Consider the following 17,208-nt stretch of genomic DNA (forward strand, 5'->3'; position numbering starts at 1 on the left):
GGGCTTGGTGGGAGTGAGCTTGCTCGCGATGGCAGTCTCACATCCAACATCGATGTCGACTGACCTGCCGCCATCGCGAGCAAGCTCGCTCCCACAGGGGATTAGCGGAGTTACCAAGGGATTGTTTCGCCCCGGTAGTTGACGAAATGATGCCCACCCTTGCCGGAAAAGGCATCGACCTGGTCGATCAGCCCGCGAGTGCTGGTCTCGACATCGATGTCCGCTCCTTCGCCGCCCATGTCGGTCTTCACCCAGCCCGGGTGCAGCGACAGCACGGTCAGTGACTGCTCGCCCAGTTGGCTGACAAAGCTATTGGTCATGGAGTTGAGCGCCGCCTTGCTGGCCTTGTACAGCGCCAGTTCCGGCGCGTCGGGCATGGTCACGCTGCCCAGCACCGAACTCATGAAGGCGAGCACGCCGCTGCCGTCGCGGATCTGGCCAACGAAGCGTTGGGCCAGGTTGATCGGCGCCACCGCGTTGGTGAAGAACAACTGGCCGACTTCGGCCAGCGTCGCACCGCCCGGGCTCTGGTTGTCCGGGCCCTTGACGCCGGCATTGACGAACAGCAGGTCGAAGGTCTCGCCCTTGAGCTGTTGGCTCAGGGCGATGACCGCTTGTTGATCGTCCATGTCGAGTTTTTCGATCCGCACCGGGCCCAGCGCCTTCAAAGCCTCTGCGTTCTGCGGGTTGCGCACGGTGGCGGTCACGTTCCAGCCATCGCTGAGCAGCGTCTTCACCAGACCGAGGCCCAGGCCCCGGGAGGCGCCGATGATCAATGCGTTTCTTGCCGAATTCATGAGAGGCATCCTTGAAAGAAAAAGGTCATGGATTTAATGGACAGCGTTGTCCGAGCCGTTGTTTCAGCTCGTGACGCAACGCGTCGAGTTCGGTGATGCGGGTTTCGATCAGGTTCAGTTTGTCTTGCAGCAATTGCGTCACGGCGCAGTCCGGGTCGGGGGCGTTCCACAGGGCGGCGACGCTGGCGCCGATCTCGCCCAGGGTAAAGCCCAGGCGCTGGGCTGTCTTGATATAGAGCACCAGTTGGACCACGTCGGCGGGGTAGTCGCGATAGCCATTGGCGCTGCGCGTCGCCGCGATCAGGCCCCGCTGCTCGTAGAAGCGCAGTGTGTCTCGACTGACGGCGCAGGCCTGGGCTAATTCACCGATGCGCATTGTGGAACTCCAGAGGACTTGACCTTGGAGCATACCCCAGGCTTTAGCCTTTTCGCTCCCCAATTATCTGGAGCAAAGTGTATGTGGACTTCGATGCAATACCGCCGGGTGGTGCTTGGCAGCGCCTGGTACGACCTGATCGTGTCGGCCGCGCTGGTCACGCCGTGGAGCTTTGCGGCACTGCATGGCGTGTTGGTGAGCATGACTCAGCTATTTGACCTGCCTGGGGACCTGCCGCCGTTTGCGCCGGCGCATGTGTTGATGGTGAATTTGATGGGCTCGATTGTCTGCGTGTGGGCGGTGCTGCGGATTCGGGATCCGCAGGCGCTGTACGGGCGTTATGACGCGACGGGGCGGTTTCTGTTTTCGGCCTGGATGCTGTATGCGCTGCTTCATGGGGCCAGTGCGGTGTTGTGGGTTTTCCTGTTTTTCGAGGTGGTGTGGGGCTTGGTTCAGGTGTTGCCTGTTCGGGACTCATCGCGGGCAAGCCTTGCTCCCACAGATCACTGAAAATCTGTAGGACTCTTGAAAATCTGTGGGAGCAAGGCTTGCCCGCAATAGGCGCGCCGCAGTCTATCTCAGTGCCCCGCCTGCCAAGGCTGCCCCAGGGACACCGGCGCATACAGCCGGGTGCGCACGGCGTCCCGGGACAACAGCACCAGCACCACAATGGTCGCGGCATACGGCAGCATCGCCAGCAGACTCGATGGAATCGCCAGGCCCAGCCCCTGGGCCACCAGGTGCAGGATGCTGGCGAGGCCGAACAGGTAGGCGCCCAGCAGCAGGCGCCACACCCGCCAACTGGCGAACACCACCAGCGCCAGGGCGATCCAGCCGCGTCCGGCGCTCATGTTCTCGGCCCACATCGGCGTGTAGGCCAGCGACAGATAGGCGCCGGCCAACCCGGCCATGGCGCCGCCAAACAGTACCGCCAGGGTCCTCACCCGCAACACCGGCAGGCCCATGGCACTGGCGGCATCGGGATTTTCCCCGACGGCCTGGATGATCAACCCGACGCGGCTTTTCACTATCATCCACGCCACCAGGGCAAACAGGGCGAAGGACAGGTAAACCAGCAGATCCTGGGCAAACAGCATCCGCCCGATCAGTGGAATGTCACTCAAGTAAGGAATCGCCAGCGGCTCGAATCCCGCCAGCGGTTTGCCGACCCAGGCCGCTCCGACAAAGCTCGACAGGCCCACACCGAAAATCGTCAGCGCCAGCCCGGTGGCCACCTGATTGGCGTTGAATACCAGCGCCACCAGCGCGAACAACGCCGACAACAGCATGCCGGCAGCCATCGCCAGCAGCACGCCGAGCCACAGGTTGCCGCTGTTGAATGCGACGATAAAACCGATCACCGCACCGAACAGCATCATGCCTTCCTGGCCCAGGTTGAGGACGCCGCTTTTTTCGCAGACCAATTCACCCAGGGCCACCAGCAGCAACGGCGTACCGCAGCGGACCATGGCGTAGAAAATATTGCTCAACAGGTCGATATCCATCACAGCGCTCCTGCCTGTACGGCGGTGGTTCGGGTGCGGCGGGCCCCGCGCAGGTTGAGGCGTGGCCGGTACAGAATCAGCACGTCGCAGGCCAACAGGAAAAACAGCATCATTCCCTGGAACAGTTGGGTGATTGCCTGGGGAAGGTTCAGCGACATCTGCGCGCTCTCGCCGCCGATGTACAGCAACGCCATCAACAGGCTGGAAAACAGAATGCCAATGGGATTGAGCCTCCCCAGGAACGCCACGGTAATTGCCGCATAGCCGTAGCCCGGCGACACCTGCGGCACCAGTTGACCGATCGGCCCGGTCACTTCGCAGACGCCGGCCAGCCCGGCCAGTGCCCCGCTGATCAGCAACGCCAGCCACACCAACGGTTTCTGGCGAAAACCGGCGAAACCGGCGGCGCGGGCATCGAGGCCCAGTACCTTGATCTGAAAGCCAACGAAGCTTTTCTGCAGCAAAACCCACACCGCCACCAGTGCCAGCAGGGCGAAATACAGCCCGGCGTGGACCCGGCCGTCCTCCAGCAGCAACGGCAGGCGACTGGCCTCGCCGAACATCGCCGACTCGGGGAAGTTGAAACCCGCCGGGTCTTTCAACGGTCCGTGAACGCAAAACAGCAACAGGTTCAGGGCGATGTAATTGAGCATGATGCTGGTGAGGATTTCATTGGCATTGAAGCGCGTGCGCAGCCACGCCGTGAGCCCGGCCCAGGCGGCACCGGCCAGGGTGCCGGTCAGCAGGATCAGCACCAGTGCCCAGCGGCTTTGCATGTCGATGATGTTCACCGCCAAGGCGCTGCCGGCCAGGGCGCCGAGCAGCAGTTGGCCTTCAGCGCCGATGTTCCAGATTCGCGCCTGATAGGCCACGGCCAGGCCGAGGGCACACAGCAGGATCGGCAGGGTCTTGACCAGCCACTCGGACACGCCGTACAGATCGCTGATCGGGGCGATCAACAGGGTGTACAGCGTTTGCAGCGGATCGTGCCCCAGGGCGATGAACAGCAGCGAGCCACAGGCCAGGGTCAACACGGCGGCCAGTAGCGGTGAGCACCAGAGCATCAGGCGCGATTGCTGGCCGCGAGGTTCGAGAGAAAGCAGCATGTAGAACTCCGTTTAAACCGGTGCGGGGGCAGGGGATTGAGGGGCGTCGAACTGGCCGGCCATCCAGCCACCGACGTCACTGAGCCGGGTCTCGACGGTGGGTCTCAAGGCCGACAGACGCCCGCCGCACAAGGCGCCGAGGCGGTCGCTGATCTGGAACAGTTCGTCGAGGTCTTCGGAGATCACCAGAATCGCCGCGCCTGCATCGCGCAGGGCAATCAGTGCGCGATGGATGGTCGCGGCCGCGCCGACGTCCACGCCCCAGGTCGGGTGAGCGGCCACCAGCAGCTTCGGCTGTTGCAGGATTTCCCGGCCGAGAATGAATTTCTGCAGGTTGCCTCCCGAGAGGCTGCGCGCCGGGGTTCTGGTGTCGGGGGTCTTCACGCCAAAGCGGCGGATGATCTCCTCGGCCAGGTGTTCGACCTTGCTGCGGCGAATCAGTCCGTGGCTGACCAGGCCCTGTTGGAACGCACTGAGCAAGGCGTTATCCGCCAGGCTCAATTGCGGCACGGCGCCGTGGCCCAGGCGCTCGGCGGGGACAAAGGCCAGCCCGAGCCGGCGACGGGCGTCGGGGCGTAGATGAGCCACGGGTTGCCCGTCGAATCGGATCGTTTCGCCTTGCTGGCGGGCAAGCGGCGTTTCTCCGCTGAGCAACGCCAGCCATTCGTCCTGACCGTTGCCCGCCACCCCGGCGATGCCGACGATTTCGCCGCTGCGCACCTCCAGGTCGATCTCCCGCAACGAGCAGCCGAACGGGTCCGGGTTGTGCCAGGACAGCTTGTTGATTTGCAGGAAGACTTTGTCTGCGCTGACCTTGGTGTAGTCCGTGATCAGTCCGGCCGCTTCGCCAACCATCAGTTGCGCCAGCTCCCGGTCCGAGCATTGCGCCGGCGTGCAATGCCCCGACACCCGTCCGCCGCGCAGCACCGTGGCGCTGTGGCACAACGCTCGCACTTCCCCGAGCTTGTGGCTGATAAACAGGATGCTGCAGCCCTCGCTCGCCAGTCGGCGCAGGGTCACGAACAGTTCTTCGGCTTCCACGGGCGTGAGCACCGAGGTCGGTTCGTCGAGAATCAGCAGGCGAATGTCCTGCATCAGGCAGCGAATGATCTCCACCCGCTGCCGCTCGCCAATCGACAGGCTGTGGACCAGCCGCTGCGGCTCCAGCGCCATGCCGTAACGCCGGGAAACCTCGCGGATCCGGGGTTCCAGCTGCGCCGGCGTACCGGCTGCCGCGCCCATTGCCAGGGCAATGTTCTGCGCAACGGTGAGGGTTTCGAACAGCGAGAAATGCTGGAACACCATGCCGATTCCCAGGCCGCGGGCCTGGGCCGGGTTGCGCAGGTTGATGCGCTGGCCTTGCCAGATCACCTCGCCCGAATCGGCAGGGGTGACGCCGTAGATAATCTTCATCAGGGTGCTTTTACCCGCACCGTTTTCCCCGAGCAGGGCGTGGATCTCCCCGGGTTGGATGCTCAGGTCGATGGCGTCGTTGGCCAGGCAACCGGGGTAGCGTTTGCTGATGTTGCGCAATTGCAGGCGCGCGATGGAATCGGGGTTGGACATGACAGGCTCGGGCCGATGGACAGGAATGCCTGTGGATAAAGCAATTTCCTGGCCATCAGGTCAGGAAATTACCTCGGCCCGCGTCGCCAAGGCCCTCTGCATGTAGCCAGGGCATCTGCCGCAGGAAAATTCTGCACCGGCTTGGAGCGTGCAAGTTTTGCGCAGGCATCGGTTTGCCCTGAAATGGGTGGTTAAAAATTGAGCAAGCGGCTGCGAGCCATGCCCTTCTTGGGGTGGCAGGAGCCATGAACGGGTTATCCACAGGTTGCTCCACAGTTATTGTGTGCAAGCGGGAAACTCGGGCATAAGCACTGCGGGGCTTTCTTCTAAAGGTGATAAACCGCCGCAAGCGTTTGTTTTATGGATGGATTTGTCGGTTCCACGGGACTTTGGCTGAAAAATGAGCAACTCTCTGAAACCCGCATGACAGAAGGGTTACAGAGGGATGTGCTCAGGTTATCCACAGTCGGGTACACAGTGGATGTGGGCAAGTTGAACGATTGCGAGGCGCCCTGAAAGGTCGCAGGCTGATCTCAACGTGCCAGCAGAATCCGGCCACGGCTCAGGTCCGCCAGATGCGTTTGCAATGTTTCGATCTGCGCTTCGTCCACGGCCAGTTGAAGGTCTACGCCGTTGGCTGTAAAGCGCTCTTCATTGACCAACCCGGCGCATTCGGCGACACGCAGTTTCACCAGGGCCAGCTCGGCGAATCCGCAGGAACAGCGCAGCGCCACGCGACTGAACAATTCGATTTTCTCGGCGTTTTGCAGGCATTTGTTCGCGCCGCCGCCATAAGCCCGGGCCAGCCCGCCCGTGCCCAGTTGAATCCCGCCGTACCAGCGAATCACCAGCACCGCGACCTGATCGCAGGCTTGTGCTTCGATCGCGGCCAGGATTGGCCGCCCGGCGGTGCCTCCCGGTTCGCCATCGTCGTTGCTGCGGTATTGGTCGCCGAGTTTCCAGGCCCAGCAATTGTGCGAGGCATTCAGGTCGCTGTGCTGGTCGATAAAGGCCTGGGCGTCGGCGGGGCTGGTGATGGGCGCGGCGAACGTGATGAAGCGGCTTTTGCGAATTTCTTCGCGGTGTTCGCAAAAGCCGGCAAGGGTAAAGGGCATGGCGATCTTAGAGGGCAGGTGTCAGGCCGCAGCCTTTGAGAATGATGCGGATCAGGTTGTCGCCAGCCTCGACCATGTCCTGCTTGGTCAACTTGCTGCGCCCGGTCACGCGACAGATCTGGGTGGCGAAGTCGGCGTAATGCTGGGTGCTGCCCCATAACAGGAAAATGAGGTGAACCGGGTCGATCGGGTCCATCTTGCCGGCATCGATCCAGGCCTGGAATACGGCCGCCCGACCATTGAACCAGGCGCGATAATCCTGGTTGAAATACTCGGTCAGGCATTCGCCACCGCTGATCACTTCCATGGCAAACAATCGCGATGCCTGGGGTTGGCGACGAGAGAACTCCATCTTGGCGCGGATATAGCGGGTCAGGGCTTCGGCCGGATCATCCTCGGCTGTGAGGGTATTGAAGGTGCTGTCCCACAATTCGATGATGTTGCTCAGCACCGCCACGTACAAGCCGAGTTTATTGGTGAAGTAATAATGCAGATTTGCCTTGGGCAGCCCGGCCTTCAGGGCGATGGCATTCATGCTGGTGCCTTTGAACCCGTGACGGGCGAATTCATCTTCGGCAGCCTTGAGAATCGTCTCTTCGTTCTTTTGACGAATGCGACTGGTGGGCTTGCCACCGTGGGCAGGGACTTCAAAGGTCATGGGCGTTTCCGGGCTGGGTCTGTGGGCAAGCAAGTGCGTTGATAGCGCACCGGCATCGATCCGACAAGTGCCATCACACTAAAAGCCTGACTAAACACCTGTGGGAGCGAGCAAGCTCGCTCCCACAAAGAGCAAAGGGTTAACGGGTGGCCGCCAGGCTTTCGAGAAAACTCTCCAGCACCAGGTGAGGCCGACGCCCCTTGCGCGTGACCGACGCCAGGCTCAGGTCATAGAAACGTGCGGAGGGCTTCAGGGCCCGCAGCCGACCTTGCTGGACCCAGAGGCTGGCGTAGTGATCGGGCAGGTAACCGATGTAGCGTCCGGTGAGGATCAGGAACGCCATGCCTTCGCGGTCCGATGCGCTCGCGGTGCAATTGAGCGCCTGGTAATGGGCCTGTATTTCGGCAGGCAGGCGGAAGGTTGGCGCGATGGCGTCCTGGCTGTTGAGGCGAGCGTCCTCAAGTTGCTGGTCATCGACATAAAACAGCGGATGCCCGACCGCGCAGTACAGCAGTGATCGTTCACTGTACAGCGGTTGATATTCCAGCCCGGACAGGGCACTGGCCTGGGGAACTACGCCGACGTGCAGGCGCCCGTCGAGCACGCCTTGCTCGACTTCGTTGGGGGCGATCATGCGGATCTGGATCTGCACGTCGGGCCCGCGTTCTTTCAATTGCGCCAAGGCGTGGGTGATGCGCATGTGGGGCAGGGTGACCAGGTTGTCGGTCAGGCCGATGGTCAATTCACCGCGCAAATGCTGGTGCAGGCCGTTGACCTCGGTGCGAAAGCTTTCCAGTGCGCTCAATAGCTGCAACGCCGATTGATACACCTCGCGACCTTCCTCGGTCAGGGAAAAGCCCGCGCGCCCACGCTGGCACAGGCGCAGGCCGAGGCGTTGCTCTAGATCGCTCATCTGCTGGCTGATGGCCGAGCGGCCGATGCCAAGCACGGTTTCAGCGGCGGAAAATCCACCACATTCCACTACGCTGCGGAAAATGCGCAGCAGGCGAATATCAAAGTCGCTGACCTGGGCCAGTGGATCGGGACGACGAGCGCTCATAGTTTAGTGATCCACAGACTGAAGGTTACAAAAGTTGGATTTCACCGACTTTATCGCCGTGGCAACTTAGCTGCAAGAACGCTTTCGATTCCCTGTCGCTTATGACCTGCGAGGTTTTGTCGATGAACATGCCCGAACACGCTGCCGGTTCCCTGGCCAGCCAGCTCAAGCTGGATGCCCACTGGATGCCTTACACCGCCAACCGCAATTTCCAGCGCGATCCGCGCCTGATCGTCGCTGCCGAAGGCAGTTGGCTGGTGGATGACAAGGGGCGCAAGGTGTACGACTCGCTGTCGGGCCTGTGGACATGTGGCGCCGGGCACACCCGCAAGGAAATCCAGGAAGCGGTCGCCAAGCAACTGGGCACCCTCGATTACTCGCCGGGGTTCCAGTACGGCCATCCGCTGTCGTTCCAACTGGCGGAAAAAATCACCAGTCTGACCCCGGGCAATCTCAATCATGTGTTCTTTACCGACTCCGGCTCCGAGTGCGCCGATACCGCGGTGAAGATGGTCCGCGCCTACTGGCGTCTCAAGGGCCAGGCGACCAAGACCAAGATGATTGGTCGTGCCCGTGGCTATCACGGCGTGAACATCGCCGGCACCAGCCTCGGCGGTGTCAACGGCAACCGCAAGCTGTTCGGCCAAGCCATGATGGACGTCGACCACTTGCCTCACACCTTGCTGGCCAGCAATGCCTATTCCCGTGGCATGCCGAAAGAGGGTGGCATCGCCTTGGCCGATGAACTGCTGAAGTTGATCGAGCTGCACGATGCTTCCAACATCGCTGCGGTATTCGTCGAACCGATGGCGGGGTCGGCTGGCGTGCTGGTGCCGCCAGAGGGTTACCTCAAGCGCCTGCGGGAAATCTGCGACCAGCACAGCATTCTCCTGGTGTTCGACGAAGTGATCACCGGTTTCGGCCGCACCGGTTCGATGTTCGGTGCCGGCAGCTTTGGCGTGACGCCGGACCTGATGTGCATCGCCAAACAAGTCACCAATGGCGCGATCCCCATGGGTGCGGTGATTGCCAGCTCCGAGATCTACCAGACGTTCATGAACCAGCCGACGCCCGAGTACGCGGTGGAGTTTCCCCACGGCTACACCTACTCGGCGCACCCGGTAGCCTGCGCGGCTGGCCTGGCTGCGCTGGACCTGCTGCAGAAGGAAAACCTGGTACAGAGCGTGGCCGAGATCGCCCCGCATTTCGAGAATGCACTGCACGGCTTGAAGGGCGCGAAAAACGTCATCGACATTCGCAACTATGGCCTGGCCGGCGCGATCCAGATCGCCGGGCGCGACGGCGACGCAATCGTGCGTCCATTCGAGGCCGGCATGGCGTTGTGGAAAGCCGGGTTCTATGTGCGGTTTGGCGGCGACACCCTGCAGTTCGGTCCAACGTTCAACAGCAAGCCGCAGGATCTGGATCGCCTGTTCGATGCGGTCGGTGAAGTGCTGAACAAGCTCGACTGATACGTCCTTCTATATAGCTTTCGATAACGGGCGTCCGGTCACGGGCGCCTGTGGATAAATTCTGGAGTCCCCATGAGCCTCATCCCGCATTTGATCAATGGCGAACTGCTGAGCGACAGCGCTCGCACCGCCGATGTGTTCAACCCGTCTACTGGCCAGGCCATCCATAAAGTGCCGTTGGCTGATCGCGCGACCATCCAGCAGGCCATCGACGCCGCGAAGGCGGCTTTCCCGGCCTGGCGCAATACACCGGCGGCCAAGCGCGCGCAGGTGATGTTTCGTTTCAAGCAATTGCTGGAGCAGAACGAGTCGCGCATCGCGCAGTTGATCAGTGAAGAACATGGCAAGACGTTGGAAGACGCGGCCGGTGAGCTCAAGCGCGGCATCGAAAACGTCGAGTTCGCCTGCGCGGCACCAGAAATTCTGAAAGGCGAATACAGCCGTAACGTAGGACCGAACATCGACGCATGGTCAGACTTCCAGCCTCTGGGTGTGGTGGCCGGTATCACACCGTTCAACTTTCCGGCGATGGTGCCGTTGTGGATGTATCCGTTGGCGATCGTCTGCGGTAACTGCTTCATCCTCAAGCCGTCCGAGCGTGACCCGAGTTCGACGCTGCTGATCGCACAGCTGTTGTTAGAAGCCGGTTTGCCCAAGGGCGTATTGAGCGTGGTGCACGGCGACAAGGCTGCGGTGGACGCGCTGATCGAAGCGCCGGAAGTGAAGGCGCTGAGTTTTGTCGGTTCTACGCCGATTGCCGAATACATCTATGCCGAGGGTACTCGGCGTGGCAAACGCGTCCAGGCACTGGGTGGGGCGAAGAACCATGCGGTGCTGATGCCGGACGCGGACCTGGACAATGCCGTCAGCGCACTGATGGGGGCGGCGTACGGTTCGTGCGGTGAACGCTGCATGGCGATTTCGGTAGCGGTGTGTGTCGGCGACCAGGTGGCGGATGCGCTGGTGGCCAAGCTGGTGCCGCAGATCAAGGCGCTGAAGATTGGCGCAGGTACGTCCTGTGGGCTGGACATGGGGCCGTTGGTGACGGGGCAGCATCGCGACAAGGTCAGCGGCTATATAGAAGACGGTGTGGCGGCGGGTGCTTCGCTGGTGGTCGATGGCCGTGGCTTGAGTGTGACCGGGCATGAGGAAGGTTTCTTCCTGGGTGGCTGCCTGTTTGATCGCGTGACACCTGATATGCGCATCTATAAGGAAGAGATCTTCGGGCCGGTGCTGTGCATCGTCCGGGTCAATAGCCTGGAAGAGGCGATGCAGTTGATCAACGATCACGAGTATGGCAACGGCACCTGCATCTTCACTCGTGATGGCGAGGCGGCGCGGTTGTTCTGCGATGAGATCGAAGTCGGCATGGTGGGCGTCAACGTTCCATTGCCGGTGCCGGTTGCCTATCACAGCTTTGGTGGCTGGAAGCGCTCGCTGTTCGGTGACCTGCACGCCTACGGCCCGGACGGCGTGCGTTTCTATACCCGTCGCAAGGCCATTACCCAGCGCTGGCCGCAGCGTGCCAGCCATGAGGCTTCGCAGTTCGCTTTCCCCAGCTTGTAACCGGTAAACACAGAGGCCGGCGCCCTTGGGCGCCGGCCTCTGTGTTTACGGGGCTTTTTGACTGATGTGACAGAATTATGAAAATAGGTGTTGACGGCAGATTCTGGAAGTCTATAATTCGCCCCACTTCCGGCGCAGTCGAAACGGAAAACTCCTTGAGATTCAATGAGTTAAGTAGGTTTCGAAGGTGCTGGGCTTCAGTTCATCGAAGCCCGGAAGGAGCAGGTAGAGCGGTGTTGTTTGGCTCTATCAGCGGTTCGATCTTCTCGGTCGAAAGCGGTGAAAAAGAGGTGTTGACAGCAGCGAGTAACGCTGTAGAATTCGCCTCCCGCTAACGAGAGATCGGAAGCGCAAGTGGTTGAAGTTGCAAAGGAAACTTTGAAAACTTCTGAAAATAACCGCTTGACAGATACACGGGGCGCTGTAGAATGCGCGCCTCGGTTGAGACGAAAGACTCAGCCAACCGCTCTTTAACAACTGAATCAAGCAATTCGTGTGGGTGCTTGTGGAGTCAGACTGCTAGTCAACAGATTATCAGCATCACAAGTTACTCCGCGAGAAATCAAAGATGTAACCAACGATTGCTGAGCCAAGTTTAGGGTTTTCTCAAAACCCAAAGATGTTTGAACTGAAGAGTTTGATCATGGCTCAGATTGAACGCTGGCGGCAGGCCTAACACATGCAAGTCGAGCGGTAGAGAGGTGCTTGCACCTCTTGAGAGCGGCGGACGGGTGAGTAATGCCTAGGAATCTGCCTGGTAGTGGGGGATAACGCTCGGAAACGGACGCTAATACCGCATACGTCCTACGGGAGAAAGCAGGGGACCTTCGGGCCTTGCGCTATCAGATGAGCCTAGGTCGGATTAGCTAGTTGGTGGGGTAATGGCTCACCAAGGCGACGATCCGTAACTGGTCTGAGAGGATGATCAGTCACACTGGAACTGAGACACGGTCCAGACTCCTACGGGAGGCAGCAGTGGGGAATATTGGACAATGGGCGAAAGCCTGATCCAGCCATGCCGCGTGTGTGAAGAAGGTCTTCGGATTGTAAAGCACTTTAAGTTGGGAGGAAGGGCATTAACCTAATACGTTAGTGTTTTGACGTTACCGACAGAATAAGCACCGGCTAACTCTGTGCCAGCAGCCGCGGTAATACAGAGGGTGCAAGCGTTAATCGGAATTACTGGGCGTAAAGCGCGCGTAGGTGGTTCGTTAAGTTGGATGTGAAATCCCCGGGCTCAACCTGGGAACTGCATTCAAAACTGTCGAGCTAGAGTATGGTAGAGGGTGGTGGAATTTCCTGTGTAGCGGTGAAATGCGTAGATATAGGAAGGAACACCAGTGGCGAAGGCGACCACCTGGACTGATACTGACACTGAGGTGCGAAAGCGTGGGGAGCAAACAGGATTAGATACCCTGGTAGTCCACGCCGTAAACGATGTCAACTAGCCGTTGGGAGCCTTGAGCTCTTAGTGGCGCAGCTAACGCATTAAGTTGACCGCCTGGGGAGTACGGCCGCAAGGTTAAAACTCAAATGAATTGACGGGGGCCCGCACAAGCGGTGGAGCATGTGGTTTAATTCGAAGCAACGCGAAGAACCTTACCAGGCCTTGACATCCAATGAACTTTCCAGAGATGGATTGGTGCCTTCGGGAACATTGAGACAGGTGCTGCATGGCTGTCGTCAGCTCGTGTCGTGAGATGTTGGGTTAAGTCCCGTAACGAGCGCAACCCTTGTCCTTAGTTACCAGCACGTAATGGTGGGCACTCTAAGGAGACTGCCGGTGACAAACCGGAGGAAGGTGGGGATGACGTCAAGTCATCATGGCCCTTACGGCCTGGGCTACACACGTGCTACAATGGTCGGTACAGAGGGTTGCCAAGCCGCGAGGTGGAGCTAATCCCACAAAACCGATCGTAGTCCGGATCGCAGTCTGCAACTCGACTGCGTGAAGTCGGAATCGCTAGTAATCGCGAATCAGAATGTCGCGGTGAATACGTTCCCGGGCCTTGTACACACCGCCCGTCACACCATGGGAGTGGGTTGCACCAGAAGTAGCTAGTCTAACCTTCGGGAGGACGGTTACCACGGTGTGATTCATGACTGGGGTGAAGTCGTAACAAGGTAGCCGTAGGGGAACCTGCGGCTGGATCACCTCCTTAATCGACGACCGCAGCTGCTTCATGAGCTCCCACACGAATTGCTTGATTCATTGAAGAAGACGATAGAAGCAGCTTTAAGCTCCAAGCTGATAGCTCATAGCTAACAGTTACAAGCTCGAAATTGGGTCTGTAGCTCAGTTGGTTAGAGCGCACCCCTGATAAGGGTGAGGTCGGCAGTTCGAATCTGCCCAGACCCACCAATTTTGTAATGGGGCCATAGCTCAGCTGGGAGAGCGCCTGCCTTGCACGCAGGAGGTCAGCGGTTCGATCCCGCTTGGCTCCACCATAAACTGCTTCTGAAAGCTTAGAAATGAGCATTCCATCAAAGTGATGGTGAATGTTGATTTCTAGTCTTTTGATTAGATCGTTCTTTAAAAATTTGGGTATGTGATAGAAAGATAGACTGAACGTTACTTTCACTGGTAACGGATCAGGCTAAGGTAAAATTTGTGAGTGGCTCTTAGAGCCAGATCGAATTTTCGGCGAATGTCGTCTTCACAGTATAACCAGATTGCTTGGGGTTATATGGTCAAGTGAAGAAGCGCATACGGTGGATGCCTTGGCAGTCAGAGGCGATGAAAGACGTGGTAGCCTGCGAAAAGCTTCGGGGAGTCGGCAAACAGACTTTGATCCGGAGATGTCTGAATGGGGGAACCCAGCCATCATAAGATGGTTATCTTGTACTGAATACATAGGTGCAAGAGGCGAACCAGGGGAACTGAAACATCTAAGTACCCTGAGGAAAAGAAATCAACCGAGATTCCCTTAGTAGTGGCGAGCGAACGGGGACTAGCCCTTAAGCTTCTTTGATTTTAGCGGAACGCTCTGGAAAGTGCGGCCATAGTGGGTGATAGCCCTGTACGCGAAAGGATCTTAGAAGTGAAATCGAGTAGGACGGAGCACGAGAAACTTTGTCTGAATATGGGGGGACCATCCTCCAAGGCTAAATACTACTGACTGACCGATAGTGAACTAGTACCGTGAGGGAAAGGCGAAAAGAACCCCGGAGAGGGGAGTGAAATAGATCCTGAAACCGTATGCGTACAAGCAGTGGGAGCCCACTTTGTTGGGTGACTGCGTACCTTTTGTATAATGGGTCAGCGACTTATTTTCAGTGGCGAGCTTAACCGAATAGGGGAGGCGTAGCGAAAGCGAGTCTTAATAGGGCGTCTAGTCGCTGGGAATAGACCCGAAACCGGGCGATCTATCCATGGGCAGGTTGAAGGTTGGGTAACACTAACTGGAGGACCGAACCGACTACCGTTGAAAAGTTAGCGGATGACCTGTGGATCGGAGTGAAAGGCTAATCAAGCTCGGAGATAGCTGGTTCTCCTCGAAAGCTATTTAGGTAGCGCCTCATGTATCACTGTAGGGGTAGAGCACTGTTTCGGCTAGGGGGTCATCCCGACTTACCAAACCGATGCAAACTCCGAATACCTACAAGTGCCGAGCATGGGAGACACACGGCGGGTGCTAACGTCCGTCGTGAAAAGGGAAACAACCCAGACCGTCAGCTAAGGTCCCAAAGTTATGGTTAAGTGGGAAACGATGTGGGAAGGCTTAGACAGCTAGGAGGTTGGCTTAGAAGCAGCCACCCTTTAAAGAAAGCGTAATAGCTCACTAGTCGAGTCGGCCTGCGCGGAAGATGTAACGGGGCTCAAACCATACACCGAAGCTACGGGTATCACGTAAGTGATGCGGTAGAGGAGCGTTCTGTAAGCCTGTGAAGGTGAGTTGAGAAGCTTGCTGGAGGTATCAGAAGTGCGAATGCTGACATGAGTAACGACAATGGGTGTGAAAAACACCCACGCCGAAAGACCAAGGTTTCCTGCGCAACGTTAATCGACGCAGGGTTAGTCGGTCCCTAAGGCGAGGCTGAAAAGCGTAGTCGATGGAAAACAGGTTAATATTCCTGTACTTCTGGTTATTGCGATGGAGGGACGGAGAAGGCTAGGCCAGCTTGGCGTTGGTTGTCCAAGTTTAAGGTGGTAGGCTGGAATCTTAGGTAAATCCGGGATTCTAAGGCCGAGAGCTGATGACGAGTTACCCTTTGGGTGACGAAGTGGTTGATGCCATGCTTCCAAGAAAAGCTTCTAAGCTTCAGGTAACCAGGAACCGTACCCCAAACCGACACAGGTGGTTGGGTAGAGAATACCAAGGCGCTTGAGAGAACTCGGGTGAAGGAACTAGGCAAAATGGCACCGTAACTTCGGGAGAAGGTGCGCCGGTGAGGGTGAAGCACTTGCTGCGTAAGCCCACGCCGGTCGAAGATACCAGGCCGCTGCGACTGTTTATTAAAAACACAGCACTCTGCAAACACGAAAGTGGACGTATAGGGTGTGACGCCTGCCCGGTGCCGGAAGGTTAATTGATGGGGTTAGCTAACGCGAAGCTCTTGATCGAAGCCCCGGTAAACGGCGGCCGTAACTATAACGGTCCTAAGGTAGCGAAATTCCTTGTCGGGTAAGTTCCGACCTGCACGAATGGCGTAACGATGGCGGCGCTGTCTCCACCCGAGACTCAGTGAAATTGAAATCGCTGTGAAGATGCAGTGTATCCGCGGCTAGACGGAAAGACCCCGTGAACCTTTACTATAGCTTTGCACTGGACTTTGAATTTGCTTGTGTAGGATAGGTGGGAGGCTTTGAAGCGTGGACGCCAGTTCGCGTGGAGCCATCCTTGAAATACCACCCTGGCAACTTTGAGGTTCTAACTCAGGTCCGTTATCCGGATCGAGGACAGTGTATGGTGGGTAGTTTGACTGGGGCGGTCTCCTCCTAAAGAGTAACGGAGGAGTACGAAGGTGCGCTCAGACCGGTCGGAAATCGGTCGTAGAGTATAAAGGCAAAAGCGCGCTTGACTGCGAGACAGACACGTCGAGCAGGTACGAAAGTAGGTCTTAGTGATCCGGTGGTTCTGTATGGAAGGGCCATCGCTCAACGGATAAAAGGTACTCCGGGGATAACAGGCTGATACCGCCCAAGAGTTCATATCGACGGCGGTGTTTGGCACCTCGATGTCGGCTCATCACATCCTGGGGCTGAAGCCGGTCCCAAGGGTATGGCTGTTCGCCATTTAAAGTGGTACGCGAGCTGGGTTTAGAACGTCGTGAGACAGTTCGGTCCCTATCTGCCGTGGACGTTTGAGATTTGAGAGGGGCTGCTCCTAGTACGAGAGGACCGGAGTGGACGAACCTCTGGTGTTCCGGTTGTCACGCCAGTGGCATTGCCGGGTAGCTATGTTCGGGAAAGATAACCGCTGAAAGCATCTAAGCGGGAAACTTGCCTCAAGATGAGATCTCACTGGGACCTTGAGTCCCCTGAAGGGCCGTCGAAGACTACGACGTTGATAGGCAGGGTGTGTAAGCGCTGTGAGGCGTTGAGCTAACCTGTACTAATTGCCCGTGAGGCTTGACCATATAACACCCAAGCAATTTGTATCCTCCGAGCTGAAAAGCGAACGAGACCAGATTGCGGTGTGTGAAGACGAAACGAACCGAAAGTTCGAATCTCACAAAACACCAAAGCTATCACATACCCAATTTGCTGAAGCGAGGCCGACTGGCCGCGACTCAGTACCCGAATTTCTTGACGACCATAGAGCATTGGAACCACCTGATCCCATCCCGAACTCAGCAGTGAAACGATGCATCGCCGATGGTAGTGTGGGGTTTCCCCATGTGAGAGTAGGTCATCGTCAAGATTAAATTCCGAAACCCCTATCTGCTGATGCAGGTAGGGGTTTTGTTTTGCCCGCGGGAAAGTTCTTACGACAAGCGCGGAAAGCTCCCGGCTGTCACAACCCCCCGACAGTGCTAAGGTTCTG

The 17,208-nt window shown here is 58.2% G+C and carries 11 protein-coding genes, 2 tRNA genes and 3 rRNA genes; 8 read left to right on the forward strand and 8 right to left on the reverse strand.

Annotation, left to right across the window (positions count from 1 at the left end):
* Positions 1-110: 110 nt before the first annotated feature.
* Together KI235_RS03555 and KI235_RS03560 are read right to left on the reverse strand one after the other, a co-directional pair.
* Positions 111-797, reverse strand: a complete 687-nt coding sequence (locus KI235_RS03555; protein WP_003197496.1) for an SDR family oxidoreductase — start codon at positions 795-797, stop codon at positions 111-113.
* Between the two features lie 25 nt (positions 798-822).
* On the reverse strand, positions 823-1,173 hold the full coding sequence (locus tag KI235_RS03560) for a MerR family transcriptional regulator (protein WP_003197497.1): 351 nt from the start codon (positions 1,171-1,173) through the stop codon (positions 823-825).
* Positions 1,174-1,254: 81 nt separating this feature from the next.
* On the opposite strand from KI235_RS03560, the gene KI235_RS03565 reads away from it, so the two are divergent.
* Entirely contained in the window at positions 1,255-1,683 is a 429-nt protein-coding gene (locus KI235_RS03565) for a hypothetical protein (RefSeq protein WP_027911822.1), read from the forward strand.
* 68 nt (positions 1,684-1,751) lie between these two features.
* On the opposite strand, the gene KI235_RS03570 is transcribed toward KI235_RS03565, so the two are convergent.
* The 6 genes from KI235_RS03570 to KI235_RS03595 form a co-directional block, all read right to left on the reverse strand.
* Complete coding sequence (locus KI235_RS03570; protein ID WP_013692177.1) at positions 1,752-2,678, reverse strand: ABC transporter permease; 927 nt, start codon at positions 2,676-2,678, stop codon at positions 1,752-1,754.
* Positions 2,678-3,784, reverse strand: coding sequence for an ABC transporter permease (locus KI235_RS03575; RefSeq protein ID WP_069971185.1), 1,107 nt, complete (start codon positions 3,782-3,784; stop codon positions 2,678-2,680). The genes KI235_RS03570 and KI235_RS03575 overlap by 1 nt, the downstream gene beginning before the upstream one ends.
* A 12-nt stretch (positions 3,785-3,796) precedes the next feature.
* Positions 3,797-5,350, reverse strand: a complete 1,554-nt coding sequence (locus KI235_RS03580; RefSeq protein WP_003197506.1) for an ABC transporter ATP-binding protein — start codon at positions 5,348-5,350, stop codon at positions 3,797-3,799.
* A 533-nt stretch (positions 5,351-5,883) separates the two neighbouring features.
* On the reverse strand, positions 5,884-6,465 hold the full coding sequence (locus KI235_RS03585) for a YigZ family protein (protein WP_039010410.1): 582 nt from the start codon (positions 6,463-6,465) through the stop codon (positions 5,884-5,886).
* 7 nt (positions 6,466-6,472) lie between these two features.
* Positions 6,473-7,123: a TetR/AcrR family transcriptional regulator gene (locus KI235_RS03590; protein WP_003197514.1), complete on the reverse strand. Its 651-nt coding sequence runs from the start codon at positions 7,121-7,123 to the stop codon at positions 6,473-6,475.
* A 139-nt stretch (positions 7,124-7,262) separates the two neighbouring features.
* Entirely contained in the window at positions 7,263-8,183 is a 921-nt protein-coding gene (locus KI235_RS03595; protein WP_003197516.1) for a LysR family transcriptional regulator, read from the reverse strand.
* 122 nt (positions 8,184-8,305) lie between these two features.
* On the opposite strand from KI235_RS03595, the gene KI235_RS03600 reads away from it, so the two are divergent.
* The 7 genes from KI235_RS03600 (at position 8,306) to rrf (ending at position 17,085) form a co-directional block, all read left to right on the forward strand.
* Positions 8,306-9,655, forward strand: a complete 1,350-nt coding sequence (locus KI235_RS03600) for an aspartate aminotransferase family protein (RefSeq protein ID WP_212795490.1) — start codon at positions 8,306-8,308, stop codon at positions 9,653-9,655.
* A 72-nt stretch (positions 9,656-9,727) separates the two neighbouring features.
* Positions 9,728-11,221 carry a CoA-acylating methylmalonate-semialdehyde dehydrogenase gene (locus tag KI235_RS03605; protein ID WP_027911826.1) on the forward strand — a complete coding sequence of 498 codons (1,494 nt, stop codon included), beginning with the start codon at positions 9,728-9,730 and terminating at the stop codon, positions 11,219-11,221.
* Positions 11,222-11,846: 625 nt separating this feature from the next.
* Positions 11,847-13,383: ribosomal RNA gene (locus tag KI235_RS03610) — 16S ribosomal RNA — on the forward strand.
* Between the two features lie 123 nt (positions 13,384-13,506).
* A tRNA-Ile gene (locus KI235_RS03615) sits at positions 13,507-13,583 on the forward strand.
* Between the two features lie 10 nt (positions 13,584-13,593).
* Positions 13,594-13,669 (forward strand) — tRNA-Ala (locus KI235_RS03620).
* Between the two features lie 241 nt (positions 13,670-13,910).
* A 23S ribosomal RNA gene (locus tag KI235_RS03625) occupies positions 13,911-16,801 on the forward strand.
* A 168-nt stretch (positions 16,802-16,969) separates the two neighbouring features.
* Positions 16,970-17,085 (forward strand): 5S ribosomal RNA (gene rrf / locus KI235_RS03630).
* The 16S, 23S and 5S rRNA genes sit together here with 2 tRNA genes alongside, the layout of an rRNA operon.
* Positions 17,086-17,208: the final 123 nt, after the last annotated feature.

Origin of the sequence: Pseudomonas sp. St386, assembly GCF_018325865.1 — a bacterium.
GTDB lineage: Bacteria > Pseudomonadota > Gammaproteobacteria > Pseudomonadales > Pseudomonadaceae > Aquipseudomonas > Aquipseudomonas brassicacearum.